The sequence below is a fragment of the Streptomyces sp. CMB-StM0423 genome, assembly GCF_002847285.1.
Lineage (GTDB): Bacteria > Actinomycetota > Actinomycetes > Streptomycetales > Streptomycetaceae > Streptomyces.
In genome coordinates this window covers 132795-159597 of record NZ_CP025407.1, presented here as the reverse complement: position 1 = coordinate 159597, position 26803 = coordinate 132795, and the positions used below count along the sequence as shown (strand labels likewise).

At 74.7% G+C, this 26803-nt stretch carries 22 protein-coding genes and 1 pseudogene; 9 read left to right on the top strand and 14 right to left on the bottom strand.

The genetic code is table 11. The features are described from left to right. Positions 1–229: 229 nt before the first annotated feature. Positions 230–2245: a BTAD domain-containing putative transcriptional regulator gene (locus CXR04_RS00635; RefSeq protein ID WP_101419954.1), complete on the bottom strand. Its 2016-nt coding sequence runs from the start codon at positions 2243–2245 to the stop codon at positions 230–232. A gap of 47 nt (positions 2246–2292) precedes the next feature. Here CXR04_RS00635 and CXR04_RS00630 point away from each other — a divergent pair, with 47 nt between their 5' ends. Then, positions 2293–3801 (top strand): MFS transporter, encoded by a 1509-nt coding sequence (locus CXR04_RS00630; protein ID WP_101419953.1) that lies wholly within the window; start codon positions 2293–2295, stop codon positions 3799–3801. Between the two features lie 16 nt (positions 3802–3817). On the opposite strand, the gene CXR04_RS00625 is transcribed toward CXR04_RS00630, so the two are convergent. From CXR04_RS00625 to CXR04_RS00610, 4 genes are all read right to left on the bottom strand, one after another. Next, complete coding sequence (locus tag CXR04_RS00625; RefSeq protein WP_101419952.1) at positions 3818–4201, bottom strand: VOC family protein; 384 nt, start codon at positions 4199–4201, stop codon at positions 3818–3820. Between the two features lie 64 nt (positions 4202–4265). Then, positions 4266–5090 carry a siderophore-interacting protein gene (locus CXR04_RS00620; protein WP_101419951.1) on the bottom strand — a complete coding sequence of 275 codons (825 nt, stop codon included), beginning with the start codon at positions 5088–5090 and terminating at the stop codon, positions 4266–4268. Further along, positions 5087–6142, bottom strand: coding sequence for an ABC transporter substrate-binding protein (locus CXR04_RS00615; protein WP_101419950.1), 1056 nt, complete (start codon positions 6140–6142; stop codon positions 5087–5089). Before CXR04_RS00615 ends, CXR04_RS00620 begins: the two co-directional genes overlap by 4 nt. Positions 6143–6259: 117 nt before the next feature. Next, positions 6260–7432, bottom strand: a complete 1173-nt coding sequence (locus tag CXR04_RS00610; RefSeq protein ID WP_101419949.1) for an MFS transporter — start codon at positions 7430–7432, stop codon at positions 6260–6262. A 53-nt stretch (positions 7433–7485) separates the two neighbouring features. Here CXR04_RS00610 and CXR04_RS00605 point away from each other — a divergent pair, with 53 nt between their 5' ends. Continuing rightward, entirely contained in the window at positions 7486–8244 is a 759-nt protein-coding gene (locus tag CXR04_RS00605; protein WP_101419948.1) for an AraC family transcriptional regulator, read from the top strand. 16 nt (positions 8245–8260) lie between these two features. On the opposite strand, the gene CXR04_RS00600 is transcribed toward CXR04_RS00605, so the two are convergent. The 4 genes from CXR04_RS00600 to CXR04_RS35450 all read right to left on the bottom strand — a co-directional run bounded on the left by CXR04_RS00600 (position 8261) and on the right by CXR04_RS35450 (position 14585). After that, positions 8261–9022, bottom strand: coding sequence for an aminoglycoside adenylyltransferase family protein (locus tag CXR04_RS00600; RefSeq protein WP_101419947.1), 762 nt, complete (start codon positions 9020–9022; stop codon positions 8261–8263). A gap of 37 nt (positions 9023–9059) precedes the next feature. Continuing rightward, positions 9060–10442: a family 43 glycosylhydrolase gene (locus CXR04_RS00595; protein WP_101419946.1), complete on the bottom strand. Its 1383-nt coding sequence runs from the start codon at positions 10440–10442 to the stop codon at positions 9060–9062. Positions 10443–10673: 231 nt separating this feature from the next. Then, entirely contained in the window at positions 10674–13964 is a 3291-nt protein-coding gene (locus tag CXR04_RS00590) for a family 78 glycoside hydrolase catalytic domain (protein ID WP_101419945.1), read from the bottom strand. Between the two features lie 186 nt (positions 13965–14150). Beyond that, a complete protein-coding gene (locus tag CXR04_RS35450) occupies positions 14151–14585 on the bottom strand; it encodes a winged helix-turn-helix transcriptional regulator (RefSeq protein ID WP_234379964.1) in 435 nt (144 codons plus the stop codon). Positions 14586–14697: 112 nt separating this feature from the next. On the opposite strand from CXR04_RS35450, the gene CXR04_RS00580 reads away from it, so the two are divergent. Next, on the top strand, positions 14698–15963 hold the full coding sequence (locus tag CXR04_RS00580; protein ID WP_234379963.1) for an MFS transporter: 1266 nt from the start codon (positions 14698–14700) through the stop codon (positions 15961–15963). 44 nt (positions 15964–16007) lie between these two features. Here the strand turns inward: CXR04_RS00580 and CXR04_RS00575 are convergent, their stop codons facing one another. Continuing rightward, positions 16008–16718 (bottom strand): AAA family ATPase, encoded by a 711-nt coding sequence (locus CXR04_RS00575; RefSeq protein WP_101419943.1) that lies wholly within the window; start codon positions 16716–16718, stop codon positions 16008–16010. Between the two features lie 360 nt (positions 16719–17078). Between CXR04_RS00575 and CXR04_RS00570 the strand changes: the two genes are divergently transcribed. From CXR04_RS00570 to CXR04_RS00555, 5 genes are all read left to right on the top strand, one after another. Further along, positions 17079–18032, top strand: coding sequence for an AvrD family protein (locus tag CXR04_RS00570; RefSeq protein WP_159072239.1), 954 nt, complete (start codon positions 17079–17081; stop codon positions 18030–18032). A gap of 61 nt (positions 18033–18093) precedes the next feature. Beyond that, on the top strand, positions 18094–19110 hold the full coding sequence (locus CXR04_RS00565; protein ID WP_101419941.1) for a beta-ketoacyl-ACP synthase III: 1017 nt from the start codon (positions 18094–18096) through the stop codon (positions 19108–19110). Positions 19111–19181: 71 nt separating this feature from the next. Beyond that, entirely contained in the window at positions 19182–19430 is a 249-nt protein-coding gene (locus CXR04_RS00560; RefSeq protein WP_101419940.1) for an acyl carrier protein, read from the top strand. Positions 19431–19530: 100 nt separating this feature from the next. Further along, positions 19531–20019, top strand: a complete 489-nt coding sequence (locus CXR04_RS34690; protein WP_159072238.1) for a hypothetical protein — start codon at positions 19531–19533, stop codon at positions 20017–20019. Between the two features lie 14 nt (positions 20020–20033). Next, entirely contained in the window at positions 20034–20435 is a 402-nt protein-coding gene (locus tag CXR04_RS00555; protein ID WP_159072237.1) for a hypothetical protein, read from the top strand. Between the two features lie 70 nt (positions 20436–20505). Here the strand turns inward: CXR04_RS00555 and meaB are convergent, their stop codons facing one another. The 3 genes from meaB to CXR04_RS00540 are packed head-to-tail and all read right to left on the bottom strand — an operon-like array spanning position 20506 to position 25484. Continuing rightward, positions 20506–21483: a methylmalonyl Co-A mutase-associated GTPase MeaB gene (gene meaB, locus CXR04_RS00550; RefSeq protein ID WP_101419938.1), complete on the bottom strand. Its 978-nt coding sequence runs from the start codon at positions 21481–21483 to the stop codon at positions 20506–20508. Between the two features lie 12 nt (positions 21484–21495). Beyond that, a complete protein-coding gene (gene scpA / locus CXR04_RS00545) occupies positions 21496–23673 on the bottom strand; it encodes a methylmalonyl-CoA mutase (RefSeq protein WP_101419937.1) in 2178 nt (725 codons plus the stop codon). After that, a complete protein-coding gene (locus tag CXR04_RS00540) occupies positions 23670–25484 on the bottom strand; it encodes a methylmalonyl-CoA mutase family protein (RefSeq protein WP_101419936.1) in 1815 nt (604 codons plus the stop codon). The genes scpA and CXR04_RS00540 overlap by 4 nt, the downstream gene beginning before the upstream one ends. A gap of 400 nt (positions 25485–25884) precedes the next feature. Here CXR04_RS00540 and CXR04_RS35445 point away from each other — a divergent pair. Continuing rightward, positions 25885–26160 (top strand): annotated as a pseudogene (locus tag CXR04_RS35445) (hypothetical protein); the annotation flags it as partial. 95 nt (positions 26161–26255) lie between these two features. Here the strand turns inward: CXR04_RS35445 and CXR04_RS00530 are convergent. Beyond that, a complete protein-coding gene (locus CXR04_RS00530) occupies positions 26256–26714 on the bottom strand; it encodes an Immediate-early protein 2 (RefSeq protein ID WP_101419935.1) in 459 nt (152 codons plus the stop codon). Positions 26715–26803 lie beyond the last annotated feature (89 nt).

Sequence of the window (26803 nt, the reverse complement as noted above, 5' to 3'; positions counted from 1 at the left end):
GCGTGGAGGCCCGGCTGAGCCGGGAGCACGCCAGGCTCACCGCCGACTTCGACCGCCTCGACCAGTCCCGGCGGCTGCTCGCCCGCCTGCTGGGCACGGACGCGCCGGATGCCACGGCGCCGGATGCCGCCGCGCCGCAGGACCCCGTGCCGGACGCCGCCGTGCCGGACGCCCCGCGCCCCCCGGGCGACGTGCCCCCCGGCGACGTGACCCCGGGGCGCTGCCGGCGTCAGCGCGGCGTCGGGCGGCCGCTGGCGGCCTCGTACCAGGCCAGCGAGCCGCTGATGCGGGTGGCGAGAGCCGTCTCGCGGCGGCGGGTGGCGCCGTCGAGGGCCTCGCGCAGGTTGGCGATCTCCGCGTCCAGCCGGCCGATCCAGCGCTGCCGCGCGTGGCCCGCCCGCTCCGCCTCGGCACACTCCGCGAGCCGGGCGTAGTAGTCGTCGCGGCGCCGCAGCACCTCCGCCGTCTCCCCGGCCTCCTCCAGCCGCTCCCAGGCGTAGGCGGCGACCGTCTCCAGCAGCCGGAAGCGCTCGCCGTCCCGGGAGACCAGCGACCGGTCGACCAGCCGCGCCAGCAGCCCCGGCACCTCCTCGGCCGTCAGCCCCGCGGCCGGTACCTGCTCGCCGCCGGCCTCGATGGACACCCCGCCGTCCGGGCCCGCGCCGGTGTCCGCGCAGACGTAGATCGCCCCGCTCAGCGTGCAGCCCGCGCCGTGCACCGCCAGCCGCCGCAGCGCCGCGCGCTCCCGGTCGTCCAGCAGCCGCCAGCTCCACTCCAGGGCCGCCCGCAGCGTCCGCTGCCGCTCCGGCAGGCCGCGCGGGCCGTCGTCCAGGAGCCGGAAGCGGTCGTCGAGCCCGGCGGCGAGACCCCCTATGCCCAGGCCGCGGACCCGGGACGCGGCCAGCTCCAGCGCCAGCGGGATGCCGTCGAGCCGGCGGCACACCTCGGCGACCTCCGCCGCGTTCCCGGCGCCCAGCGCGAAGCCCGGCGCGGACGCCGCGGCGCGGTCGGCGAAGAGCCGCACCGCGTCCGCCTCGGCCAGCGGTGCCACCGCCCGTACCACCTCGCCCGCGACGCCCAGCGGCTCCCGGCCGGTGGCCAGCACCCGCAGCCCGGGCGCCGCGCGCAGCAGCCGGTCGGCGAGCTTGGCGGCCTGCTCGACGACGTGCTCCGCGTTGTCGAGCAGCAGCACCGCGGGGGCGTCGGCGAGCGCCGCGGCGATCCGGTCCTCGTCGGGCACGCCGAACGCCGTCGCCACCACGTCGGCCACGCTCCCGCCGCCGGCGCCCGCCAGTTCCGCGACGTAGCCAGGATCGGGGCGCTCGCCCAGCACGGCCAGCGCCAGCCGCGTCTTGCCCACGCCGCCCGGTCCGGTGAGCGTCACCAGCCGCTCCCCGCCGAGCAGCGGCCCGAGTTCCGCCAGCTCCGCCGCCCGGCCGACCAGCGGCGTCAGCGGCGCCGGCAGCCGCGGCGGGCGCAGCCGGGGCACCGCGGGCGGCGCGGCGGCCAGCGCCTCGTCGCCCGCCAGGATCCGCTGCTGCAACCCGGCCAGCTCCGGCCCCGGGTCGAGCCCCGCCTCCTCGCGCAGCCGCACCCGCAGCGCGCGGTAGGCGGCCAGCGCCTCGCTCTGCCGGCCGGAGCCGTACAGCGCCCGCATCAGCAGCCCGGTCAGCCGCTCACGCACCGGGTGGGCGCCCACCAGGTCCGTCAACTCGGCCACCAGCGGCCCGTGTTCGCCCAGCGCCAGCCGGGCCTGCGCCAGCTCCTCCAGCGCGGTCAGCCGCTGCTCCTCCAGCCGCGCGGCGGTGGCGCGGGCGAAGGGCGCGTCCTCGTACGGGCTGAAGGCCGGCCCGCGCCACAGCGCCAGCGCCCCGGTGAGCAGGTCGGCGGCGCCCGCGGGACCCGGCGCCGTACGGGCCCGCCGGACCAGCTCCGCGAAGTCCCCGGCGTCGGTGGCGGCGTCCAGCACGTACCCCGAGGCGCCCGAGGCGACCAGCTCCCGCCCGCCCGGCTCGGCGTCCCCCAGCGCCCGGCGCAACTGGGAGACCTTCGCCCTGAGCGCACCCGTCGGCTTGCCCGGCGGATGGGCGTCCCACAGGTCGTCGACCAGCCGCCACGGCGGCACCGGCCGCCCCTCGCGGGCGAGCAGCGCGGCCAGCAGCACGCGTACCTTCAGCTCCGGGACCCGCACCGGCCGTCCGTCGTCGGTCCAGACCCGCACGGGACCGAGCACTCCGAAGCGCATGACACCACCATAAGCAAACCCGAACACCGCGCGGCGACCGTGAACCCATGACCACGACCACCGCCACGAAGGCCGGGCCCCGGGCATGGCTCGGCCTGAGCGTCCTCGCCCTGCCCATGCTGCTCGCCTCGGTCGACAACAGCGTGCTCTACCTCGCGCTGCCGCATCTGACCGCGGATCTGGAGCCGTCCCCCACCCAAGTCCTGTGGATCATGGACGTGTACGGGTTCATGATGGCCGGCTTCCTCATCACCATGGGCACCCTGGGCGACCGGATCGGCCGGCGCCGGCTGCTCACCGTCGGCGCGGCCGCCTTCGGCGCCGCGTCGGTGCTCGCCGCGTACGCCGTCAGCGCGGAGATGCTCATCGCCGCCCGCATCCTGCTCGGCGTCTCGGCCTCCGCGCTCGCGCCCTCGGCGCTGGCCCTGGTCGGCACCATGTTCACCGACGCACGCCAGCGTGCCCTGGCCATCGGCGTGTTCACCGCCTGCTTCATGGGCGGCGCGGCGCTCGGCCCGGTCGTCGGCGGGGTGATGCTGGAGAACTTCTGGTGGGGCTCGGTCTTCCTGCTCGGCGTGCCGGTGGCGCTGCTGCTGGTGCTCACGGCCAGGCCGCTGCTGCCGGAGTCGGGCGGCGAGGGTGGCGGGCGGCTGGACCCGGCGAGCGTCGGGCTGTCGCTGCTGACGGTCATCCCGCTGGTGTACGGGCTGAAGGAGCTGGCCGACGAGCCGGACGCGCGGGCGGCCCTGGCCGTCGCCGCCGGGCTCGCCTTCGGCTACGCCTTCGCCCGCCGCCAGCTCCGGCTGGCAGAACCGCTGCTCGACCTGCGGCTGTTCCGCAACCGGTCGTTCTCCGCGGCGCTGGTGGTGCTGCTGTTCACGATGCTCGTGCAGGGCGGCAGTTACTTCTTCTTCAGCCAGCACCTCCAGATGATCGAGGGCTTCTCGCCGCTGAAGGCCGGGTTCTGGATGGCGCCGCCGGCGCTGGCGCTGGTCGCCGGCTCCCTGCTGGCGCCGGTGGTGGCGCGAACGGTCCGCCCGGCGGTCGTGGTCGGCGCGGGCCTGGCGGTCTCCGCGGCCGGGTTCGTGTACGTGGCCGTCAGCGACGACCTCGTACCGCTGGTGATCGGGTTCACGCTGGGCTTCCTCGGCGCCGCGCCGGTCGGGGCGCTGGGGCTGAACCTCATCGTGGGCAGCGCGCCCCCGGAGAAGGCGGGCTCCGCCTCGGCCACCGCGGAGAGCAGCGGCGAGATGGGCATCTCGCTGGGCGTCGCCGTCTTCGGCAGCCTCGGCGCCGCCGTCTACGCCTCCGGGTTCGACCTCCCCGCGGGGGCGCCGGAGCGGGCGGGGGAGTCCCTCGCCGACGCCGACGCGGCGGCCGTCGCGCTGCCGGAACGGCTCCGCGGCGAGCTGCTCGACGCCGCCCACGCGGCCTTCGGCTCCGGGATGACCGCCGTCGCCGTGGCCGCCGCCCTGGTCTGTGCCGGCCTCGCGGTGCTGGCCGCCGTACTGCTGCGGCACCTGCGCCCGATCGGCGCGGAGGACGCCGACGGCTGAGGCGTACGGCGGCGGGTCAGGGCTGCGTCGCCGCCCGCTCGGCGGCGCTGCGCAGCACGCAGAACTCGTTGCCCTCGGGGTCGGCGAGGACGGCCCAGCCGGTGCCGTCCGGGTTGCGGTGGTCGGCGACGAAGGACGCGCCGAGGCCGAGCAGCCGCTCGACCTCCTCCTCGCGCCCGGTTTCCGGGCGCAGGCACAGATGGATCCGGTTCTTGCCGGTCTTCCGCTCCGGCACCTGGTTGAAGTGCAGCACCGGCCCCTCGGGCAGGAGTACCTGCGTCTCCGGCGAGCCCGGTCCGTCCTCCGGATGGACCGGGCTGCCGGTCACCTTGCTCCAGAAGAGCGACAGCCCGTAGGCGTCGGCACAGTCGATCGCGATGTTCAGCACCACCGAGGTCATGGACGCACCCTGCCCCAGTGCCCCGCGCGCCGCCACCGGATTACGCCCCGGCGGCCCGCCGCCGTCAGGCGGACTCCGCCGCGGCCAGCAACTGGTCCTCGGTGGTGCCGCGGCGCCAGTAGCCGGAGAACGTCACCGCCCGGCGGTCGAAGCCCCGTTCGCGCACCAGATGGCGCCGCACCGCCCTGACCGTCGCCGACTCCCCGGCGACCCAGGCGTACGGCGTACCCCCGGGCAGCTCCGCGGCCCGCAGGGCCTCCTCCACCGGCGCGTCCTCGCCGCGTACGAGCCAGGTGACCGCCGCGTCCGCCGCGGTCGCCGGCGCCAGCCGGTCGCCGGCGTCGGCCACCTCGATCCAGGCGCGGACGGGCACGTCCGCGGGCAGCGCCGCGAAGATGCCGGCGACGGCGGGCAGCGCGGTCTCGTCGGCGGTGACCAGCAGCCAGTCGGTGCCGGCCGGCGGACGGAAGTCGTACGCCACGTTCTCCGCGACGATCGGAGCCAGCACGCTGAGCCGGTCGCCGGGGGCGGCGTGCAGCGCCCAGCGGGAGCCGGCGCCGGTCTCGCCGTGCACGGCGAAGTCGACCGCGAGCCGGTCGGGGCCGCGGGTGAGGCTGCGCGTGGTGTACGTGCGCATGATGCCGCGCACCGCGGGGTCGAGCGCCTGCCAGGCCGGGTACCAGTTGCTGCCGTCGTCGTCCGGCATCACGGGCGCGTCCTGGCCGGGGTGCGGGAAGAACAGCTTGATGCGCTGGTCGCGGCCCGCGGATTCCATCGAGGCCAGCGCGGGACCCGAGAACGCGACCCGGATCATGGTGGGCGACAGGCGCTCGACGCCGGCCACGACGATGTCGAAGAAGCGGAACGGGGCGACGGTCGCGGTGCTCACCGGACCACCTGCTTCGCGTCGCGCAGGGCGTCGGCCAGCGCCTCCATGAGCGGCGCGTGGCCGGCGTAGCTGTGGTGCGCCTCGCTCTGCCACGGGATCACCTGCCCGGCGGCGACCGCGGGCAGCCGGCGCCAGGTCGGCTTGGACTCCGCGAGTTGGTGCGGCTGGAGGTTGCCGGTGCGCCGGTCGACCATGACGACGTCGGCGCGGTACCGGCCGGCGGTCTCCCAGCTCGACTCCTCCCAGAAGCCGCGGTCGCCGGCGTTGTCGAGCGTGACGAACTCGACGCCGAGTTCCTCGTAGTAACGCAGGTCGCCGAAGTCCCGGGCGACGGCGGCGTAGAGCATCTCGGTGCTGGCGGAGACGGCGAGTACCTTCAGGCCGCGGCGGTCCTCCGCGGTCTTGGCCAGGGTCTGCGACGCCTGCTCGAAACGGGACTCGGCGCGCACGACCTTCTCGGCCTGAAGGTCGGCGCCGAGCGCCGCGGCCAGCTCCGCGTAGCGCCCGATGGCGGCCTTGAGGGAGGTGCCGGAGGTGCGGATGCCGACGGCGGGGGCGAGGGAGGTGATCTCCTCGGTGCTCTCCTCCGGTACGTACCAGAGCACCGGCGGCTCCTGCATGTTGGTGACCAGCAGCTCCGGCTGCAGCGAGGCGTACTTCTCGACGTTGAACTGGCCGTAGCTGTTGCCGAGGACGGTCAGGCCGGCCACGTCGAGGTCGCCGGCCTGGAGGTCGCGCTCGCCGTCGGGCGTCGTGGTCGGGCCGAAGACGCCGGTGCACTCGATGCCGAAGTCGTGCAGCGCGGCGGCCGACGCGACGTAGCCGACGATGCGCTCGGGGGTACGGCCGGCCTTCGCGACCTCGCCGCGGTCGTCCTCGAAGCGCCAAGTGCCGCCCGCGGCACCGGAGTCCGGTCCGCCGGAGCCGGAGTCGTCGCCGCAGGCGGCGAGCACGGCGCCGAGGCCGAGCGCGCCGCCGGCGGCGAGCAGGCCGCGGCGGGTGGGGTGGGCGACGTCGGGGCGTGGCCGGTGACGGCTGTCGCGTATCAGCATGAAGGTTAGGCTAACCTAACTATCACGGGCCGGGGGAGTGGCCCGGCCCGTGACAGTCGCCCGGCCGCCGCTCCCGGCGTGCGCGCACCGCCCGACTGCCCGGCGGGCGGCGGCGGTTCAGCGGGGTGCCCCCGGCTCGCGCAGCGGCCCCAGGAGCAGCAGCCCCACCGCCGGCAGGGCGATGAGCGGGCTGAGCGCCGCGGTCAGCGACGTCGCGTCCGCGAGCACGCCGATGACCGGGCTGGCCAGCCCGCCCGCGCTCACGGCGAGACCCAGCGTGACGCCGCCCGCGGTGCCGACGTGCCGGGGCAGGTAGTCCTGGCCGAGCGTGATGTGCAGCGAGAAGGGCACGTACAGGCCGGCGGAGGTGAGGGCCACGAAGACGTAGACCGCGGGCCCCGGCACGAACACCACCCCGGCGACCGCCGGGCAGGACAGCGCGTACGACCACCGCACCACCGGCAGCCGCCCGAACCGGGAGGCCAGCCGCCCGCCCGCGACCGTGCCCACCGCGCCGCCCAGATAGAGCACGAACAGCGCCGCCGTGCCCGCCGCCGTCCCGCCCGCCGTGCGCCCGGGCACGTACAGCGAGACGAACGCGCTCAGTCCTACGAACACCACGGAACGGCAGACCACCGCCCCGGTCAGCCGCGCGAAGGAGGGCCAGTCGTCCCGGCCCCCGGGTATCCCCGCCGGGCCCGCGCCGTCCGCCGTCTCCGCCGGCGCGTACGGCCGCAGCCCGCGCAGCGCCGCGGCGCACAGCGCCGCCCCCGCCAGCGCCGGCAGCACCAGCAGCGGCGAGGCCCGCAGCCCGCCGGCCGCGACGACGGCGGCCACCAGCGGGGGAGCGGTGGCGAAGCCCAGGTTGCCGCCGAGGGAGAACCAGCCCATCGCCGTGTGGCTGCCCGCGCTCGCCCGCCGCGCGACCCGCGCCGCCTCCGGGTGGTACGCGGCCACCCCGATGCCCGACAGCGCGACCACCGCGAGCGTCACGGCGTACGAGCCGGAGACCCCGGCCAGCGCCACCCCCGCGCCGGCCGCCAGCGTGCTCACCGGCAGCAGCCACGGCAGCGGCCGCCGGTCCGTCACCACCCCGAACAGCGGCTGCACCACCGACGACAGCAGCGAGGCCGCCAGCACCACCCCCGAGGCCGCGGCGTACGAGTACGCCCGCTCGGCGACGAACAACGGCACCAGCGCCGCCACCGCCCCCTGGTACACGTCGACGCAGGCGTGCCCCACGGACAGCAGGGTCAGCTGCCGGAAGCGGGCGGCGCGGGGCTCGGGCATCCCCCGATCGTCACCGAGTCGCCCGTGGCGAACTTCCGATAAAGTGCCAATCGATGCCGGATATCCGCCACACCCCCGAGGCGCCCACCCGGGCCACGACGCTGGCCGCGGGCGCGCGCATCGACGCGCACCGGCACGACGATCACCAACTCGTCTACGCCGGCGCCGGCGTGCTCGCCGTCACCACCGACGCGGGCACCTGGTTCGCGCCCGGCACCCGTGCGCTGTGGGTGCCCGCGGGCTGCGTCCACGCCCACCGCGCGTACGGCCGGCTCGACCTGCACCTCATCGGCGTACCCGCCGCCACCGACCCCCTCGGGCTCGGCGCGCCCGCCGTCCTGGCCGTCAGCCCGCTGCTGCGCGAGCTGATCCTCGCCTGCACCCGCGACCCGTACGACGAGACCGCCGAGCGGCAGCGGCTGCACACCGTCCTGCTGGACCGGCTGCGCGCCGCCGCCGCAGCCGGCGCCGCGGGGCAGCCGGTGCCGCTGCCCGCGCCCGCGGACCCGCGGCTCGCCGCCGTCTGCGACGTGCTGTACGCAGACCCCGCCGACCAGCGCACGCTGGCCGTCCTGGGCCGGGCCGCGGGCGCGGGGGAGCGGACGCTCAGCCGCCTCTTTCGCCGCGAGACGGGCATGACGTTCCCGCAGTGGCGCACGCAGGTGCGCCTTTACCACGCGCTGCGGCTGCTCGCCGACGACGTGCCGGTGACGACGGTCGCGCACCGCTGCGGCTGGTCCTCGGCGAGCGCCTTCATCGACGTCTACCGCCGCGCCTACGGCACCACCCCGGGCAGCCACCGCCGGAGTTGAGACAGCCGGCGTGCGGTCAGGGCCGGGACAGCTTCCCGATCTCGGCGACCACGTACTCCGTGTGCGGACGCACCGCGGCCCTCAGCTCCTCGGTCCAGCTCTCCTCCGCGTACCGGCTGCCGAGATACAGCTCCCGCGCGTACTCCAGCACCGGCTGGTGCTCCGGCGGCAGCCGGTCCAGCGCCCACGCGGCGGCGGCGTCCTTGGGGCGGATCTCCCCGGTGGCCAGCGTGCTCCAGATCCGGGCCAGGGTGAGCAGCACGTTGCGGGTGTCGCCGTCCGCCCCGGCCAGCAGCTCCGGGATGCCGGCCGTCGCGGCGCGGGCCACGTCCTCGAACGGCACCGGGTCCAGCACCCGCGCGGGCGGCGGTCCCGCGAGCGCGTGGTCACCGGCCAGCGTCATCGTGAGCACGATCGCCAGGTCGGGCATGGGCTCCGGCCGCGGCGGCCCGCCCGCCTCGAACTCCTCGCGCAGCCACTCCCCGTACAGGAAGTCGCCGGTCGGCGGGTAGCGCCACGGCCGGATCCCGGACTCCACGACCACCGTCAGCTCCACCGGGCGCAGCCCGCCGGTGAACCCGGACACCCGCAGCAGCCCGTCGAGGAGCGCCCGCCGCTCGCCGTCGGTCAGCGAGCGGCGGGCGACGACGAGGACGTCCACGTCGCTGGCGGGGCGCAGCCCGCCGAGGACGGCGGAGCCGTGCAGGTAGGCGCCGGCGACCTCGGGGCCCAGTACGTCGTCGACCAGCGTCATGACCGTGCGCACCTGATCTTCCATCGGATCAGTGTCGGTCATGGGCGGCCGGCGCCGTGCCTCAGGTGAGCTCGATGCTGTCGAGCTCGGCGTAGTACGTGCCGCGGCCGAGGCGCACCGTGTTCCAGCCCGCGTCGAGCCGGACCCGCTGGTCGACCGTGGCCCACTTCTCCCAGCCGGTGAAGGGGTAGTCCACGCTCCCGGCCGCCTTGCCGCCGACGGTGAGCAGGTGCGACGAGGTCACCGGGGCGGAGTCGGCCAGGGAGCCGTTGGCGTAGCGGACGGAGAGGGTGCGGTGGCCGGCGGCCGGGGCGAAGACGGAGAACTCCACGTAGCTGTTCGCGTAGTCGATGTGCCCGACGGCGCCGCCGTCGTGCGCGCCGGCGGAGTCGCGGATCCGCGCGTTGTTCACGACGGCGTTCTCCGCCTGGTACAGGACCTTGCTGCCCTCCACCACGGGACGGCCGTCCGCCCAGCCGATGCCCGTCGCGTACATCGCGCGCCGCGAGCGGTCCGCGCTCCAGCCGTGGAAGAGGATCCGGTCGCGCCCGTCCGGGGCGGTGACGACGTCCTGGCCGCCGGGGCCGCGGACGGCGCCGCCGAAGGTGTCGGTGCTCAGCAGCGGGTCGGCCACCTTGGTGTACGGGCCGGTGAGGCGGTCGGCGACGGCGTAGCCCGTCTTGTAGCGGTTGCCGTCGTAGAACGAGGCGGAGTAGAGCAGTACGTACCTGCCGTCGCGCTTGACGAGCGTCGGCGCCTCGATGACGTTGCCCTCCCAGGCGCGGTCCTGGCGGATGAGCGGCGTGGGCTTGCCCCTGACGACGGTGCCGTTCGCGTTCATGGGCTGGACGTACAGCCAGGTGTCCGTGCTGCAGCAGTTGCCGTCGTTCTTCCAGAGCATGTAGCGCTGGCCGCCCTCGGTGTAACTGGAGGCGTCGATGGCGCCGCCCTGGCGTTCGGGGCAGACCAGCGGGCCGCGGCCGGCGGGCTCGAAGGGGCCTTCCGGGGTGGCGGCCAGGGCGACGCCGATGCACTGCTTGTCGCTGGCGCGGTCGCGCGCGGTGTAGTGCATGGTGAACCCGGCGCCGTTGTCGAAGACTTCGGGCGCCCAGACCAGCCCCCGGTCCGGCACTGCCCAGTCGCCGAGGCGGGGCAGTACGTCGGCGCCGTCCGGCGACCAGGAGGCGAGGTCGGTGGAGGTGGCGTGCTGGATGTTCTTGCCGGCGCCGTTGGTGGCGTAGGCGTGGTACGTGTCGCCCGCCTTGACGACGTCGGGGTCGGGGAAGTTCACGTCGAGCACCGGCGGGCCGGGGGCGGCGGCGGTTGCGGGTACGGGCTCGGCGGCCGGCTCGGCGGCGGCGGACGGGCCGGGGGCGGCGAAGGCGGCGAGTGCGGCGAGTAGGGCCGCGGCGGCGGTGACGGCTCTGAAGGGGCGCGGGGACACGGAAGCTCCTTCCGGGAGCGGACTCCGGGCGGCCGGCCGCGGGGCCGACCGCCCGGTGAGGCGAGCTGCGCGCGCTATTACATCGTTGTAATCGCCTGACACGGTAAGGAGCCGCACCAGAGGTGTCAACGACCCCCGCGGGGGCGAGTGCTGCCGGGGCGGCGGCCCGTCCCACGCCGCCGCCCCGCGCTACTGAATGGTTTCAATCACGGCTGCGGTGCACGCCGCGCGTCACGGCTTCCCCGTAAACGTCCACGAGCCGTGCGGCACCCGGTACACCGCGAAGCCGGGCTCGGTCCGTACGAACTCCGCGCCCTCCGGCTCCCGGACGTCCGCGCGCGACCCGCTCGGCACGTGCACCTCCGCCGTCGACCCCACCGGGACCCGCACCGCCAGCCGCACCGTCGCGTCGATCCGCGACCACGACACGGCCGCGGGACCGCGCACCGTGTGCAGCTCCGTACGCGCCCAGTCCACCCCGGCGCGCGCGTCCGGGCGCACCGCGAACGTGCGGTAGCCGGCGTCGCCCGGCCGCAGCCCGGCCACGTTCTCGTACAGCCACTGGACCACCGTGCCCTGGAAGTAGTGGTCCCGCGAGCGCGAGTCGAGCTGCCACATCTCCCACATGGTGTCCGCGCCGTTGTCGAACCAGTAGCCCCAACCCGGGTACGTGCGCTGCGTCGCGATGGCGTGTGCCACGTCGGCGTGCCCCTCTGCGGTCAGCGCGCGCAGCAGCACGCTGGTGCCCAGTGCGCCCGTGTTGAGGTGGTTGCCGCGCTTCTCGATGTCGGCGAGCAGCGACGCGGTGACGCTCGCCCGCGCCCCGGCCGGCACCAGGCCGAAGGCCAGCGGTATGCAGTTGTTCGTCTGCCGGTAGCCCGGGTCCTTCGCCGTGCGGTAGTGGCCCTCCGGCCCCAGGAACGCGGCGTTCAGCGCCTCCCTGAGGTCGTCGGCGGCGGCCAGGTACCGGTCCCGGGTGCCGGACTCGCCCGCCAGGTCCGCCATCGCCGCGGTGTCGGTGAGCGCCCGGTGCAGATACGAGGTGGCGGTCAGCCGGGTGTCCTCGGGCGGGTTGCCGCCGTAGCCGGGCGGCAGGTAGTCGCCGAGTGCGGTCACCGCCAGCCCGTCCACCAGCCGGTCCAGCTCCCAGTCCAGATAGCGCGTGAGCGCCGGCAGATGGTCGCGTACGACGCGCTCGTCGCCGTACACGCGGTACATCTCCCGGACCAGGAACGGGTAGACGGTCGTCCACTCCGGCGCGGGTGCCAGGTCGCGGTAGCCCCAGCCGCCGCTGGGCACGATCACCGGCACCTGCCCCTCGGCGTTCTGGCTGTCGCGGAGGTCGTCCAGCCACTTGCCGAGCATCCGGTGCATGCCCAGCGCGTACATCATCACGGGCGCGCCGACCTGCGCGTCGCCCGTCCAGCCGTTCTTCTCGTACATCGGGGTGTCGGTGGGGATGCCGTGCAGGTTGTTCTGCACGGTGCGGCGCATGGCGCGCTCCAACTGCTCGTAGAACGGCTCCGAGCAGCCGAACGTGCCGGTGTCGGCGACCGGCGTGTGCACGACGCGGCCGAGGACGTCGCCGGGCTCCGGCCTGGCGGGCAGCCCGCTGATCTGCACGTAACGGAAGCCCTTGTACGAGAACTTGGGCTCCCACACCTCCGCGGACCCGCCGCCCGCGCAGACGTACTCGTCCGTCTGGAAGCGGCCCGGCACATGTCCCGTCTCGGCGTGCACGCTGCCGTCGGCCTTCAGCTTCTCACCGTGCACGAGCCGCACGACGGTGCCCGCGGGGGCGCGTACCGACAGCCGCGACCAGCCGGCCAGGGTGCGGCCCATGTCGACGATCCAGGTGTCGCCGTGGGCGGTGACGGCGACCGGCCGGACGGTGTCGATGACCTGGATGGCGTCGTGGGGCTGGGCGCGCAGGGTCCCCTTGGGCGGGTCCTGGCGCGCGGGCCGCGCCCAGGCGGTGTCGTCGAAGCCCGGCCGGGTCCAGCCCGCGGGGTGCTCGCGGGCGTCGTAGGTCTCGCCGGCGTAGAGGCAGTCGGAGCGGGTGGGGCCCTCGGTGAGGCGCCAACTGCCGTCGGTGGCCACGGTGGTACGGGCGCCGCCCGGGTGCTCGATCTCCAACTGGGCCAGCAGCCGGGGCTCGCCGTGCCACGGCGGCTGGTGCCAGTTCCAGACGTTGGGCGTCGTCATGCCGAAGAAGCCGCGGCCCAGGGTGACGCCGATGGCGTTGGCGCCGCGCGTGACCAGGTCGGTGACGTCGTGGACGGCGTACAGCACGGTCTCGTCGTAGTCGGTGAAGCCCGGGTCGAGGACCTGGCGGCCGACGTGACGGCCGTTGATCTCGGCCTCGTAGTAGGCGAGTCCGCTGAGGTACAGCCGGGCGCGCCGCACGGGCCGGCCGACGGTGAACTCGCGGCGCAGCAGCGGCGCGGGCCGCACCTCGGCGGGCACCGCCGCGCCGCTGCCCCAGGGGCCCTGGCCGTACGGCGCGAGCACCGTCGCCGCCGCCCACGCGCCGTCGTCGAAGCCGGGCTGCTGCCAGCCGTCCTGCTCCTGATCCGCGCACCGCCAGCCGGGCCCGGTGACCAGTTCGGTGACGTCGTCGCCGCGGTGCACCATGAGGCGTACGAGCAGACCGCCCGGGTTGACCGAGGCGCCGCCCCGGTTGGTGGCCCGTACGGCGACGACCACCCGGCCGTCCGCCGCGCGGACCGCGTCGGTGACGTCGGCCTGCCGCCCGGTGCGCCAGCCGTCGGTCTGCTGCGGGGCGTGCAGTACCTGCATGCCGTCGAGGAAGAGGGTGAAGTCGTCGTCGGCGGTGGCCACGATCCGGGCCGCCGACACCTCGGCCCCGGCGGGCAGTTCGAGCGCGGCGCGGAACCAGACCGGTCCCGCGGGGGCGTTCTGCGGCGTGGCACCGGGCGCCCAGATCCACGACGCCCCGGCGAAGCCGGGCGGCGCGGGCGCGGCGCCGGCGCCGATCCAGTGGCCGCGCCAGTCGCTCTCCGCCAGCGCGGTCTCCCACCAGCTCCATCTGCTCCAGGCCGACGGCCGGCCCCGGCCGTCCCAGACCCGCACCTGCCAGTGGTAGCGGGTACGGGTCTGCAGCGCGGGACCGCCGTAGGCGACGCCGACGGTCTGCGCCGAGGCGACCCGGCCGGAGTCCCACACCACGGGACCGTCGCCCTCGGTGTCCGGCGCCACCCTGACCTGGTACGCGCTCTGCCGCGCGCCGCTGCCCGGCGCGGACAGCTCCCAGCTCAGCCGGGGTGCGGCGATGTCGGTGCCGAGGAGGGAGGGCGCGTACTCGACGGTGGTGCGCTCGACGCGCAGTCCCTCCTCGCCGCCGTCCTCGCCGTCCTCGCCGTCCCGGCCGGCCGCGGCGGCGGGGACGGCGCCCTGGCCGAGGCCGATGACGCCGGCTGTCGCGCCGGCGGCGGCGGAGGTGCGCAGAAAGGCCCGCCGGTTCCATGCACTTCCGTTGTTCGTCTCGCGCTCGTGGCTCATCGCACGTCCCTTGGTTGAGGATGGCGTGTCCGGCCCAGAATTGAATCGTTTCAATCGGGCTCTTCGAGAATCCTAGATCGACGGGTCGGACAGCTCAAGAGTCGTGCAGCGAACGGCAGCAGGCGGCGCCCCCGCCGCGACCGGGGCGGCGGGGGAGAATCCCGGCTGCGCGGGAGGGTGCCGGAGTTACGCGGAGGCCGAGGCGCCGGCCGGCGCTCCCTCGGGCCTGCGGGCCGGCCCGGGACCGCCGGCCCCGTCGAGGGCGCCGTGGCCGTCGAGCGCCTCGATCACCGCCGCGCCGTGCTGCTCCGCCCAGGTGGTCAGCGCCGCGATCGCCGGCAGCAGGGTGTGCCCCAGCTCCGTCAGCTCGTACTCCACCCGGCGGGGCACCTCGGCGTACTCGTGCCGGCGCACCATCCCGTACCGCTCCAGCCGCCGCAGCGTCTGCGTCAGCACCTTGGAGCTGACGCCGCCGATGAGTTCGCGCAGTTCACCGTGGCGCCACGGTCGGGAGCCGAGCGCGTACAGCGTCACCATGCTCCACTTGTCCGAGATCACCTCAAGCGTCAGCCGGGCCGGGCAGTCGGCGAGGAACACATCCCCTGGCCGGTCGAAACGCACGACGAACTCCCCCTGGTCCGTAGGTACCGCATGGTTCGTACGGCGCTTCCTAGCGTAGTGCGGGTTCCGGCGGCACGTCAGCGCCGGATTCGTCAACGGGAGGCAAACAAGCGTGAGTTCGGCACAGTCATCCGACGGCGTGGCGCCGCCGCGCAGCACGTCGCCGGACCCCGCACCCGGCCCGGGCGCGCCGGGCCTCTCCAAGGCGATGGTCACGCTCTTCGCGGTCGCCGCGGGGTTCGCCGTCGCCAACATCTACTACTGCCAGCCGCTGCTGACCGCGATCGCCGACACCTTCGACGTCAGCAGCGACACGGTGTCGCTGATCGTGATCGCCAGCACCGTCGGCTACGCCGCCGGGCTCGCGCTGCTGCTGCCATTGGGCGACATCGTCAACAAGAAGCGCCTGGTGGTGAATCTGCTCCTGGTCGTCGCCGCGATGCAGGCGCTGTCCGCGGCGGCCTTCTCCGTCTCCATGCTGATCGCCGCCTCCGCGGTGATGTCGCTGACCGCCGTCGTCGCGCCGATCCTGGTGCCGTTCGCCGCGGGGCTCGCCGCCCCGCAGGAGCGCGGCCGGGTCACCGGCTCGGTGATGAGCGGCGTGCTCATGGGCGTGCTGCTGGCCCGCACCGGCGGCGGGCTCATCGCCGAACTGGGCGGCTGGCGCACCGTGTTCGCGGTCGCCGCCGCGCTGATGGTCGTGCTCGCGCTGGTGCTCAGGCGGGCGCTGCCCGACGCGCCGCCGGCCGCGCAGATGCCGTACGGGAAGCTGCTGCGCTCCATCTTCACGATCATGCGGGAAGAGCCGGTGCTGCGGCTGCGCTGCCTGTACGGCTTCATGTCCTTCGCCGGCTTCAACGCGCTGTGGACCTCGATCGCGTTCCTGCTCGACGACCCGCCGTACTCCTACGGGGCCGGCGCCATCGGCCTGTTCGGCCTCGCCGGCGTCGTCGGCGCCTACGCGGCGCGGATCACCGGCCCGCAGGTCGACCGGGGCCGGGACAACGCGGTCACCGGGGTCCTGTTCACGGTGATCCTGGCGAGCTGGGGCCTGATGGGCCTGGACGGCGGCACCTGGCTGTGGGCGCTGCTGCTCGGCGTCGTCGTGCTCGACCTCGGCGTGCAGGGCATGCAGGTCGTCAACCTCGCGGTCAACTTCCGGCAGCGCCCCGAGGCGCGCAGCCGCATCACCACCGCGTACATGGTGGCCTACTTCAGCGGGGCCATCGCCGGATCGAGCGCGTCGGCGGCGGCGTACGCGGCCGGCGGCTGGGACGCCGTGGTGCTGACCGGCGCCGCCTTCGCGGCGGTCAACCTGCTGGCGTGGTGCGGCGAGATGGCGCTGCGCGCGCGCCGGGCGCCGGCCGGGCAGGCGTGACTGCGGTGCCCGCGCGGCGCGGCCCGCGGCCGGCGCGTACGGTCTCAGCCCGCGGCCGGGACCCGCTCGGTCTCCCAGCGGAAGTCCTGTCCCGCGTAGTCCCGCCGGGCCAGCTCGATGGCCTCCTCGACGGCCATCACCGGCTCCCAGCCGAAGATGCCGGCGATGGTCTCCAGCCGCTCGGGCATGGTGCCGCTGACGATGTGGTACGGGATCTCCAGCTCGTCGAGCGTCTCCAGCAGCATCCCGTCCACCGTCGCGCGGAACCGGTCGTTCATCGGGCGGTGGCCGTCGGCGGTCACGGGCAGCTCGTTGCGCAGGTGCACGTACGCGTCGAACGTCGCCTTCACGTGCTGCCGCATCGCCCGGCCGTACTGCTCCACGACCTCCGCGAAGAAGCGCATCTCGGGGGTGGCTTCGACCGGGCGGAACGACGGGTCGCCGGCGCTGGCGTTCGGGTTCATGCCGTAGCGGATGCGGCCCTCGCCGTAGAGCCACTCCTGCAGCGACGACCCGTCGGAGATGAAGCGGTCGCCGAGCCGCGCCTCGGCCACGGCGCGGCCGGTGTGCCGGCGCATCACGAGCTGGAGGAACTCCGCCGGCGTCACGTCCGCCAGCTTCCTGCCCGGCAGGGTCTCGGGCATGATCTCCCGGATCGTGCGCGCGAGAGTACGCGGAATCCCCGTGTAGTGCGAAAGTGCCATCACGGTCGACGTCTTACCGGCGGAGTAGGTGCCGGATATGGCGATCTTCATGGCGGTGAAGTCCTCGGTTCGGTCGGTGCCGGGCGGTTCGGACGAACCGGCCGGAATGCCGGGTCTGGGTCGTACACGGACCGGTTCACCGTACTACTCGGGAACCGCAGGAAAGCGGGTGGGCGGCGGTAGCAAGATATTGCTCTAAAGCGCGGGCACGGCGGGTTCCCCCACGCGGTGCCGACTATGGTGGAATGCCATCGATAACGTTTTCTCAGCCTGAATCGCGATCGGCGCAGTGGGGCCGATGCACCCCCACGTCGATACGGGCCGGAGGCCACCGACAAACGCGTCTGCACGGGGGAGAGCCCGATCATGCAATTCATCGCGCAAACAGCACAGGAGCTGTATGCAGGCTCCGTGGACGACGTTCTGGGGGACCGGCGCGAGCGATTCCTCGGCGAGGGGTTCAAACGCGTCACCAACGTCCTCACCGACATCGCCGTCCGGCCCGCGGGTGACGGCGGGCGGGCCCGTATCGACGCGACCGCGGGCTTGCGCATCGACGGCACCTGGTCGCGGAAGGGCACCGTCCGGCAGCGCCCGCACCTGTCCACGATCGACGCCATGGTCTACGGGGCGTGGCTGGCCGGCCTGCTCGTCGCCCACACCCGCGACCTGCCCGCCGAGGCGCCCTTCACGGTCCGCTCGCTGTCCGTCAAGGCGGGCAACGAGCCAGTCGAGGACGGCCTCGGCCACTTCCCGGTCGGCGCCACCGAGGACGCCGTGACCGCCGGGTCCGCGCCCGGGCTGCGGCGGACGACCGCGGACTGCCGGGTCGGGGCGATGGCCGTGCGGGTGGAGGTGGAGCACCCCGCGGGCGACCGGACCGGCGTGACGGAAGGGACGTACGCGACGGCGGAGATGCGGCCGGGCCCCTGGAACGACGCCCCCTTCGGCGCGTCCCACTTCGGCCGCAGCCAGTTCGTCACCGGCGTCGCCGCCGAGGGCGAGGAGGCGATGAGCGCGGACATGTCCGTCACCGCCGGCACAGGACCCGGCGGAGCCGGACTCAGACCCACGATGGTCGACCTGTTCGTCGCCGCGCTCCAACTCGGGCAGGTGCTCCTCTACCGCTACGACGGCATCGAGCGGGCCGCCTCCCACACGCTCTGGATGCGCACCACCTCGATCGCCCTCGACGACACGGCCGTCGCCGCCGGCGGGACGGCGCACGACGACGGCCGGCTGCGGGTGGCGCTCGGCCGCCCCGTCAAGCTGACGACCGAGCGCGGCACCTGGCGCGCCGGCCGGCTGAGCAGCACCTCCGCCGGCATGCGGCTCGCCTGCAACGTCGCGCACCTGCTGCCCTGACCCCGTAGCACGCAGTCCGCGCGCCGGCACCGCGCCGCGCCGTCCGAAGGGGGAACCACACATGACGCAGCACGCCGCGCTCATCGGGCTGGGCGCACACCTGCCGCCGCGGCAGGTGACCAACGACGACCTCAGCCGCACCCTCGACACCTCCGACGAGTGGATCAGCACCAGAACCGGCATCCGCACCCGCCGCTGGGCCACCCCGGGCCAGGCCACCGGCGACCTCGCGGTGGAGGCGGGCGAACGCGCGCTGAAGTCGGCCGGCCTGCCGGCCGAGCCGGGCGCGGTCGACGCCCTGGTCCTCGCCACCACCACCCCCGACCACCCCTGCCCGGCCACGGCGCCGCAGGTCGCGGCCCGGCTGGGCCTCGGCCCCGTGGCGGCGTACGACATGGGCGCCGCGTGCTCCGGCTTCCTCTACGGGCTGGCGGCCGCGGCGGGGCAGATCGCCGCGGGGCAGGCGCGGCGGGTGCTGGTGATCGGCGCGGAGACGATGTCGAGCCTGCTGGACAAGGAGGACCGCACGACGGCGGTGATCTTCGGCGACGGCGCTGGCGCGGCCGTGCTCGCCGCCGCGCCGGACGCTGCCGCTCCGGGGGTGCTGCTCGGCACCGACCTCGGCTCCGACGGCTCCGGCTTCGACCTCGCGTACGTGCCCGGCGGCGGTTCGAGGGAGGCCGCCGCCGGGCCCGTACGCGACCCCCTGGCCCACCGGCTGACGATGCAGGGCGAGAAGGTCTTCGCGCACGCGGTCGCCAGGATGGCGGGCTCGGTGACGGTGCTGCTGGGGCGCGTCGGCTGGGAGGCCGGCGAGGTGGACCGGCTCGTCGGCCACCAGGCGAACATACGGATCCTCACCTCCCTGGCGCGCAGGCTGGATTTCCCCGCGGACCGGCTCGTCGTCAATATCGACCGCGTGGGAAACACCTCCGCCGCCTCCATTCCGCTCGCCCTCACGGACGCTGTCACGTCCGGCGAACTGAAGGAAGGGGACCGTGTGGTCCTCGCCGCGTTCGGCGGCGGATTCTCGTGGGGATCGGTCGCGCTCACGTGGCCGGGAATCACCGCGGTATGAGCACGGAGCTACGGCCTCCGCGCACGTAGAAAATGCAGGGAAGCAAGAATGCACGGAAACGGAGAGAACTCGTGACGTCGTCGACGCGGCAATCCGCGGAAGAACTTCTGGATCTGCTCACCACCGAATTCGGGGCACCCGAGGGAAGCACGGCGGAAACGCCCTTCGACATCATGGAGTTCGACTCGCTGGTACTCGTGGAAGTCGCCGTGGAACTGAGCCGGAGGTTCGACACGGAAGTCTCCCACGAGGAAGTCCAGGAGGCGGGAAACGTCACCGGCACCGTCGAGTTACTGAAATCGAAGGGCGTGGCCGTCTGATCCGCCCCGCGGAGGGTCCCGCGGCGCGCCCCGAAGGTGCGCCGCGGCGGGCCCGCCGTCTCGTTGCCCGCCCGGACCGGCGGGCGGGAGCACGGCCGCCATGACCTCCGGATCCCCTCCGCGGCGGGCCGCCCAACGGCAGGCGGGGCGCGTGCTGTCGGCCTGCGTGCTGGCCTCGTCGCTGGTCGGCATGGACAGCCTGATGACCACCGTCGCGCTGCATGCCATCGCCGCCGCCCTCGTCACCGGCGCCGTCTCGCTCGCCGCGTTCCTGCTCTGGGAGCGCCGCGTCCGCAACCCGCTGCTGCCACCCGCGCTCTTCCGTATCCGGGCATTCGCCGCTTCGGCGCGCTCGCCGACCGCCACTGCGGCCGGCCGTTCATCGCCGGCGGCTCGCTGCTCGCCGGGCTCGGCATGCTCCTGCTGCTGCGCGCGGACGCCGGGACCTCGATGTGGACCGTCGTGCTCCCGTCCGTCCTCGTGCACGGGCTGGGCCCTGGCGATGCTCGTCGCGCCGCTCACCTCCGGCGCGAAGTCCGCCGCCCCCGCCGACCGGCCGGGGTCGCCTCCGGCATCAGCAACGCCGTAGCCCGGATCGGCAGCATGATGGCCATCGCGGTGCCCGGCGTGGTCATCTCCGTGCAGTTCTCCGCCGCGCTCGACGACGGGCTCGCCCGCGCCGGCATCGCCGCACCGGACGGCGCCGCACTCGACACGGCGCGCGCACGCCCGCTCTCCGACGGGCCGCCCGCCGCGCTCCCGGCCGCCGAACGGGCGGCGCTGGAGCCGGTGCTCGCGGACGCCTCGGCGTCGGCGTTCCGCACCTGGGCCGGTGTCGCCGGCGGCCCGGCGGTGCTGGCCGGAGCCCTCGCCTGGGCCGGCTACCGGGACCCCAGGGCGCCGGCCTACGCCGCCGCCGGCACCCTCGGCTGCCCGATCACCGGCGCCCGCGACCACACCGGGGCCCCGCCGATCGGCTCGCGCACCGGGCAGCCGGTGAGCTGACACCGCGTCCGGTCCGCACCGCACGGCGCCGGGCCGCCGATCGCACCGTACCGCCGCCACCGCGGGCCGCTCAGCCGCCGAACGCGTCCAGGATCCGCTCCGCCGCCCGCGTCGCCGTCAACTCGCCTTCCCTGACCTGCCGTTCCAGCTCCGGCGCCAGGGCGTCGACCGCCGGGTCGGCGCGCAGCCGGCCCAGCAACTCGTCGCGCACCATCGTCCACGTCCAGTCCACCTGCTGATCGCGCCGCAAGGCGGCCAGCCGCCCGGTGCTCTCCAGCAGTTCACGGTGGCGCTCCAGCCGGTCCCAGACCGTGTCGAGCCCGGTCGCCTCGCGCGCGCTGCAGTGCAGCACCGGCGGCGTCCAGAACGCGCCCCTGCCGTGCATCAGGCGCAGCGCGCCCGCCAGTTCCCGCGCCGCCGCCCGGGCGTCGCGCTCGTGCGGCCCGTCCGCCTTGTTGACGGCGATGACGTCCGCCAGCTCCAGCACACCCTTCTTGATGCCCTGCAACTGGTCCCCGGTCCTGGCCAGCGTCAGCAGCAGGAAGGAGTCGACCATGTTCGCGACGGACGTCTCGGACTGGCCGACGCCGACGGTCTCCACCAGCACCACGTCGTAGCCGGCGGCCTCCATCACCACGATCGACTCGCGCGTCGCCTTCGCGACCCCGCCGAGCGTGCCCGCGGTGGGGGAGGGGCGCACGAACGCGGCCGGATCCACGGCGAGGCGCTCCATGCGGGTCTTGTCGCCCAGGATCGAGCCGCCGGTGCGGCTGGACGACGGGTCGACGGCCAGCACCGCCACCCGGTGGCCCAGCCCCGTCAGCATGCTGCCGAAGGCGTCGACGAACGTCGACTTGCCCACCCCCGGCACCCCGCTGACCCCGATGCGCCGGGCCTTCCCGCTGTGCGGCAGCAGCTCGGTCAGCAACTCCTGGGCCAGCGCCCGGTGCTGCGGCCGGGTGGACTCCACGAGGGTGATCGCGCGGGCGACGAGCGCGCGCTTGCCGTCGAGGACGCCCTTGACGTACGTGTCGAGATCGATGGCCACCGGTTCACCCGCTCACGCGGCGTCGTGCCCGAGCCCGGCGGCCAACTGCGTCACCAGGTCGTACGCGGCGTCCGGGATCACCGTGCCCGGCGGGAACACCGCCGTCGCGCCCATCTCCAGCAGCGTCGCCACGTCCTGCGGCGGGATCACCCCGCCGACGACGACCATGATGTCCTCGCGCCCCTCCTCCGCCAGCGCTTCGCGCAGCGCCGGTACGAGCGTCAGGTGCCCGGCCGCCAGCGACGACACCCCCACGATGTGCACGTCCGCCTCCACGGCCTGCCGCGCCACCTCCGCCGGGGTCTGGAAGAGCGGGCCGACGTCCACGTCGAAGCCGAGGTCGGCGAAGGCCGTGGCGATCACCTTCTGCCCGCGGTCGTGCCCGTCCTGGCCCATCTTGGCGACCAGGATGCGCGGCCGCCGGCCCTCGGCCTCCGCGAACGCGCCCACCCGCGCCCTGGTCCGCTCCACCGACGGCGACTCGCCCGCCTCGTTCCGGTACACCCCGGAGATCGTACGGATCTGCCCGGCGTGCCGCCCGTAGCTCTTCTCCAGGGCGTACGAGATCTCGCCCACCGTCGCCCGGGCGCGCGCGGCCCGTACCGCCAGCTCCAGCAGGTTGCCGTCGCCGCCGGCCGCCCGCGTCAGGTCGTCCAGCGCGTCCCGGCACGCGGCTTCGTCGCGCTCCGCACGCAGCCGCTCCAGCTTCGCGATCTGCTGCGCCCGCACCGAGGAGTTGTCGACCTTCAGTACCTCGATCTGCTCGTCGGACGCCACCCGGTACTTGTTCACGCCGATCACCGGCTGCCGCCCCGAGTCGATACGGGCCTGGGTGCGCGCCGCCGCCTCCTCCACCCGCAGCTTCGGGATGCCCGCGTCGATCGCCTGCGCCATCCCGCCGGCCTGCTCGACCTCCTCGATGTGCTGCCAGGCCCGCCGCGCCAGGTCGTACGTCAGCCGCTCCACGTACGCGCTGCCGCCCCACGGGTCGATCACCCGGGTCGTACCGGACTCCTGCTGGAGCAGCAGTTGCGTGTTGCGGGCGATCCGGGCGGCGAAGTCCGTCGGCAGCGCCAGCGCCTCGTCCAGTGCGTTGGTGTGCAGCGACTGCGTGTGGCCCTGGGTGGCCGCCATCGCCTCGACGCAGGTGCGCGTCACGTTGTTGTAGACGTCCTGCGCCGTCAGCGACCAGCCGGAGGTCTGCGAGTGGGTGCGCAGGGACAGCGACTTGGGATTCTGCGGATCGAAGCGCTTGACGAGCTTCGCCCACAGAAGGCGTGCCGCCCGCAGCTTCGCGATCTCCATGAAGAAGTTCATGCCGATCGCCCAGAAGAACGACAGCCGCGGTGCGAACGCGTCCACGTCCAGGCCCGCTTCCCGGCCCGCCCGGATGTACTCCACGCCGTCGGCGAGGGTGTACGCCAGCTCCAGGTCGGCCGTCGCGCCCGCCTCCTGGATGTGGTAGCCGGAGATCGAGATCGAGTTGTAGCGCGGCATCTTCCGCGAGGTGAAGGCGAAGATGTCGGAGATGATCCGCATCGACGGCTTCGGGGGGTAGATGTAGGTGTTGCGGACCATGAACTCCTTGAGGATGTCGTTCTGGATGGTCCCCGCCAGCTTCTCCGGAGGCACCCCCTGCTCCTCGGCCGCCACGATGTACAGCGCAAGCACCGGCAGCACCGCGCCGTTCATCGTCATCGACACCGTCATCCGGTCCAGCGGGATGCCGTCGAAGAGCCGGCGCATGTCGAGGATCGAGTCGATCGCCACGCCCGCCATGCCGACGTCGCCCGGCACCCGCGGGTGGTCGCTGTCGTAACCGCGGTGGGTGGGCAGGTCGAAGGCGACGGACAGCCCCTTCTGGCCGGCCGCGAGATTGCGGCGGTAGAAGGCGTTGGACTCCTCGGCGGTGGAGAAGCCCGCGTACTGCCGGATCGTCCAGGGCTGGTTGACGTACATCGTCGGGTACGGGCCGCGCAGATACGGCGCGACGCCCGGATAGGTGTCCAGGAAGTCCAGGTCCGCCAGGTCCTGCCCGGTGTACAGCGGCCGGACGGCGATGCCCTCGGGCGTCTCCCAGCCGAGGTCGCCGCCGTCCCCGCCGCGCTTGACGGCGGCGCGCCACTCGTCGGCCCCCGCCGCGGGGGCCGGGGTGCCCAGCTCGATGTCCGAGAAGTCGGGGACGGTCATCGGGCCACTCCCATGCGGTCGAGTGCGTCGGTGAGCACGGCCACGGCGTCGCAGCCGGCGTGCACGTAGGTGTCGGCGCCGTCGTACGCGCCCGGGCGCCCGGCGAGGTACACGTGCCGCGCCCCCGCGGCCCGCAGCTCCGCCGCGGCGGCGGCGCCCTGCTCCGCGTACACCGAGTCGCCGGAGCACAGGCACGCCTCGCGCGCGCCGCTGTCCGCGAAGGTGCCCCCGGTGACGGGCTCGACGCCGCCGGCCTGGAACAGGTTCGCGGCGAAGGTCAGCCGCGGGGTGTGCACGGCCGCCGGGCCCAGGGCGGCGAGGAAGACGCGCGGCCGGGCGCCGGTCGCGGCCAGATGCGCATCGGAGCGTCCCCGCAGTGCCTCGAACGCCTCGTCCCTGCGCACCCGCGGCAGCCCGCCGGCCGGCGGCGCGGGCGCGGGCTCGCGGACGACGGGCTTCTCCGCCAGGTCGGGGAACTCGCTTACCCCGGTCACCGGCTCGCGGCGGGTGGCGAGCTTCTTCCGGCGCTCCGCCCAGGTCCGCGCCAGCCGCTCGCCGACCGTCCCGGAGCGCAGCGCGGCGGCCTGGCCGCCGGCCCGCTCGATCTCCTGGAAGAACGCCCAGCCGGCGTGCGCGAGTTCGTCGGTCAGCCCCTCCACGTACCAGGAGCCGCCCGCCGGGTCGATGACCCGGGCCAGGTGGGACTCCTCGACGAGGACGGCCGAGGTGTTGCGGGCGATGCGCCGCGAGAACGCGTCCGGCAGGCCGATCGCGTGGTCGAAGGGGAGCACCGTCACCGCGTCCGCGCCGCCGACCCCGGCCGCCAGGGTGGCGACCGTGGTGCGCAGCATGTTCACCCACGGGTCGCGGCGCGTCGCCATCACCGGCGAGGTCACCGCGTGCTGGAGCTGCGCGCCCGCCGCGGGCGCCCCGCAGACCTCCGCGACCCGGGCGAACAGCCGGCGCGCCGCCCGCAGCTTGGCGACCGTCAGGAACTGGTCGGCGGTGGCCGCGTAGCGGAACTCCAGTTGGGCGCACGCCTGCGCGGTGCTCAGCCCGGCCGCGGTCAGCTCCCGCAGATAGGCGACCGCGGTGGCCAGGGAGCAGCCCAGTTCCTGCGCCGCGGAGCCGCCGGCCTCGTGGTACGGCAGGGCGTCCACGGTGACGGCCCGCAGGCCCGGGTGGCGGTCGGCGCACAGCCGGGCGAGTCCCGCCATCGTCTCGGGGTCCCCCGGTCGTCCGGTACGGGCCTCGTGGCCGAGCGGGTCGGCGCCCAGGCCGCCCCGGGCGGCTTCGGCGGCGACGCCGCGCTCCTCGTACAGCCGCAGCAGCTCCCGCGCGGCCGGCCCGGTCTCGGCGCCGGCGTCCAGGACGACGGGCGCGAGGTCGAGGTAGACGTCCTTCAGGACGTCCGCCAGCGCCGCCACGGGGATGCCGCCGGCGTCGCCGGCGGCGAGCCACAGGGAGGTGGCGCCGTTCTCCAGGTCGCCGAGCACGGCCTCCGCGTCCGCCACGGCGTGCCGCTGGCGTACGTCCCAGCCGCCCGCGGCGTTCCCCTCGGGCCGGCCGCCGCGGACGAAGGGCGCGAAGCCGGGCAGGCCCGGGTCGGGGGCGCGGTCGCGCGCGGTGTAGAGCGGCGGGGTGCGCAGCCCGCCCTCCAGCGCGGTGGACAGCAGGGACTCCGCCTCGGCGCCGGAGACCTCCTTGCCGGACTTGCGCAGCACGCCGGCCACCAGGTGCTGCCACTGCTCGTGCGACGCGTCGGCGAACTCGGCCGCCAGGGAGAGCCCGTCATCGGGCAGGACAGTCATGGTCGGATGCTAGCCAGGTCGGCTAATGGATAGGCGATGCCGGCCTTGGCTGTGACTTTGTTCTCGTCAAGGCCGCACCCGGCGGCCCCTCGCCGCCCGGACGTCCGGGGGCGTACGCGCCCGCCGCCGCCCGGCCCGTACGCCCGTGCCGGAACCGCGGAAAACGGGGCAACGGATATCTGGCCGAAAGTGTGCGCCATTCCGCCGGGGAAAGCGCAATACAGGACAGGGCTGTAATTTCACCGCTCCGCCAATGCCTGGTAAAGATAGTTTTCCCGATGCAGCCAAGTGGCCGGAATGCGGTTCCCGCGAGGCCGGGAAAAGGGGCACGCTGCGATCGACCGGAGTTGTGGTGCGCCGGCCGCCTCCGCGCTTTCGGCGTATCCGTCACCCGGAAGGGGTGCCACGTGGTGCGGAGCCGGACGAGAACAGGGCGGAGCGCGCGGCCGACGCCGCGGCCGAACGCCTGCTGCGAGCTGGGCAGTTACTGCGCAGATCGGCGGAGACGCCGGACGGCCGCGCCGTCTTCCGCGCGGACCACGACGTCAACGACGCCCCGTACCACGACCGTTGGGCACACGACAAAGTCGTCCGCTCGACCCACGGAGTCAACTGCACGGGTTCTTGTTCATGGCAGGTGTACGTCAAAGACGGGCTTATCACCTGGGAGACCCAGGCGTCCTGGCCGGCCGGACGGCGGTCACCGCACTGCTGCTGCACCACCGTGCCACGGCACCGGCGCGGCTGGCCGTACGCCCCTAGCCGGCCGGATCAGGGGGCGCGGAGCAGGCCGTCGAGGACGCGGGAGAAGACCCGGCGCGCGGTCCACGCCACTACCGGATCCAGCGTCCGCGGCACCCCCCGCACGCCCAGCTCCTCCCGCCACACCACCCGCACCGCGCCCGCGTCGCCGGCGTCCGCCTCCGGCCCGTACACCTCGATCTCGGCCCAACCGAGCACCACCCGCCCCCGCTTGACGAGCCGGCACCGCCCCACCGCCCGCCCGGCACCCGGCGGGGACCACTCGACGACCTCCATCGGATCGTCGAAGCCCACCCGGCCCACGCCGGTGCGTGCCGTGAACCGCGCCCCGACACCCTCCGCGGGCACGGACACGCCGACGATCCGGGTCAGCGGCACCCGCCCGCCGTGGGCCGGCCAGTCCGTCAGCCGCTCCCAGACCGCCACCGCCGGCGCCCGCACCGTACGCTCCACCTCGAACAGGGCCATGCCCCAAGGCTAGGCCGCCGCCGGATACCCTGCCGGAGGCCGGAGGCCGGAGCGGAACGGGCCGCCGCGGGCCGGAGAGGCGGGGTGCG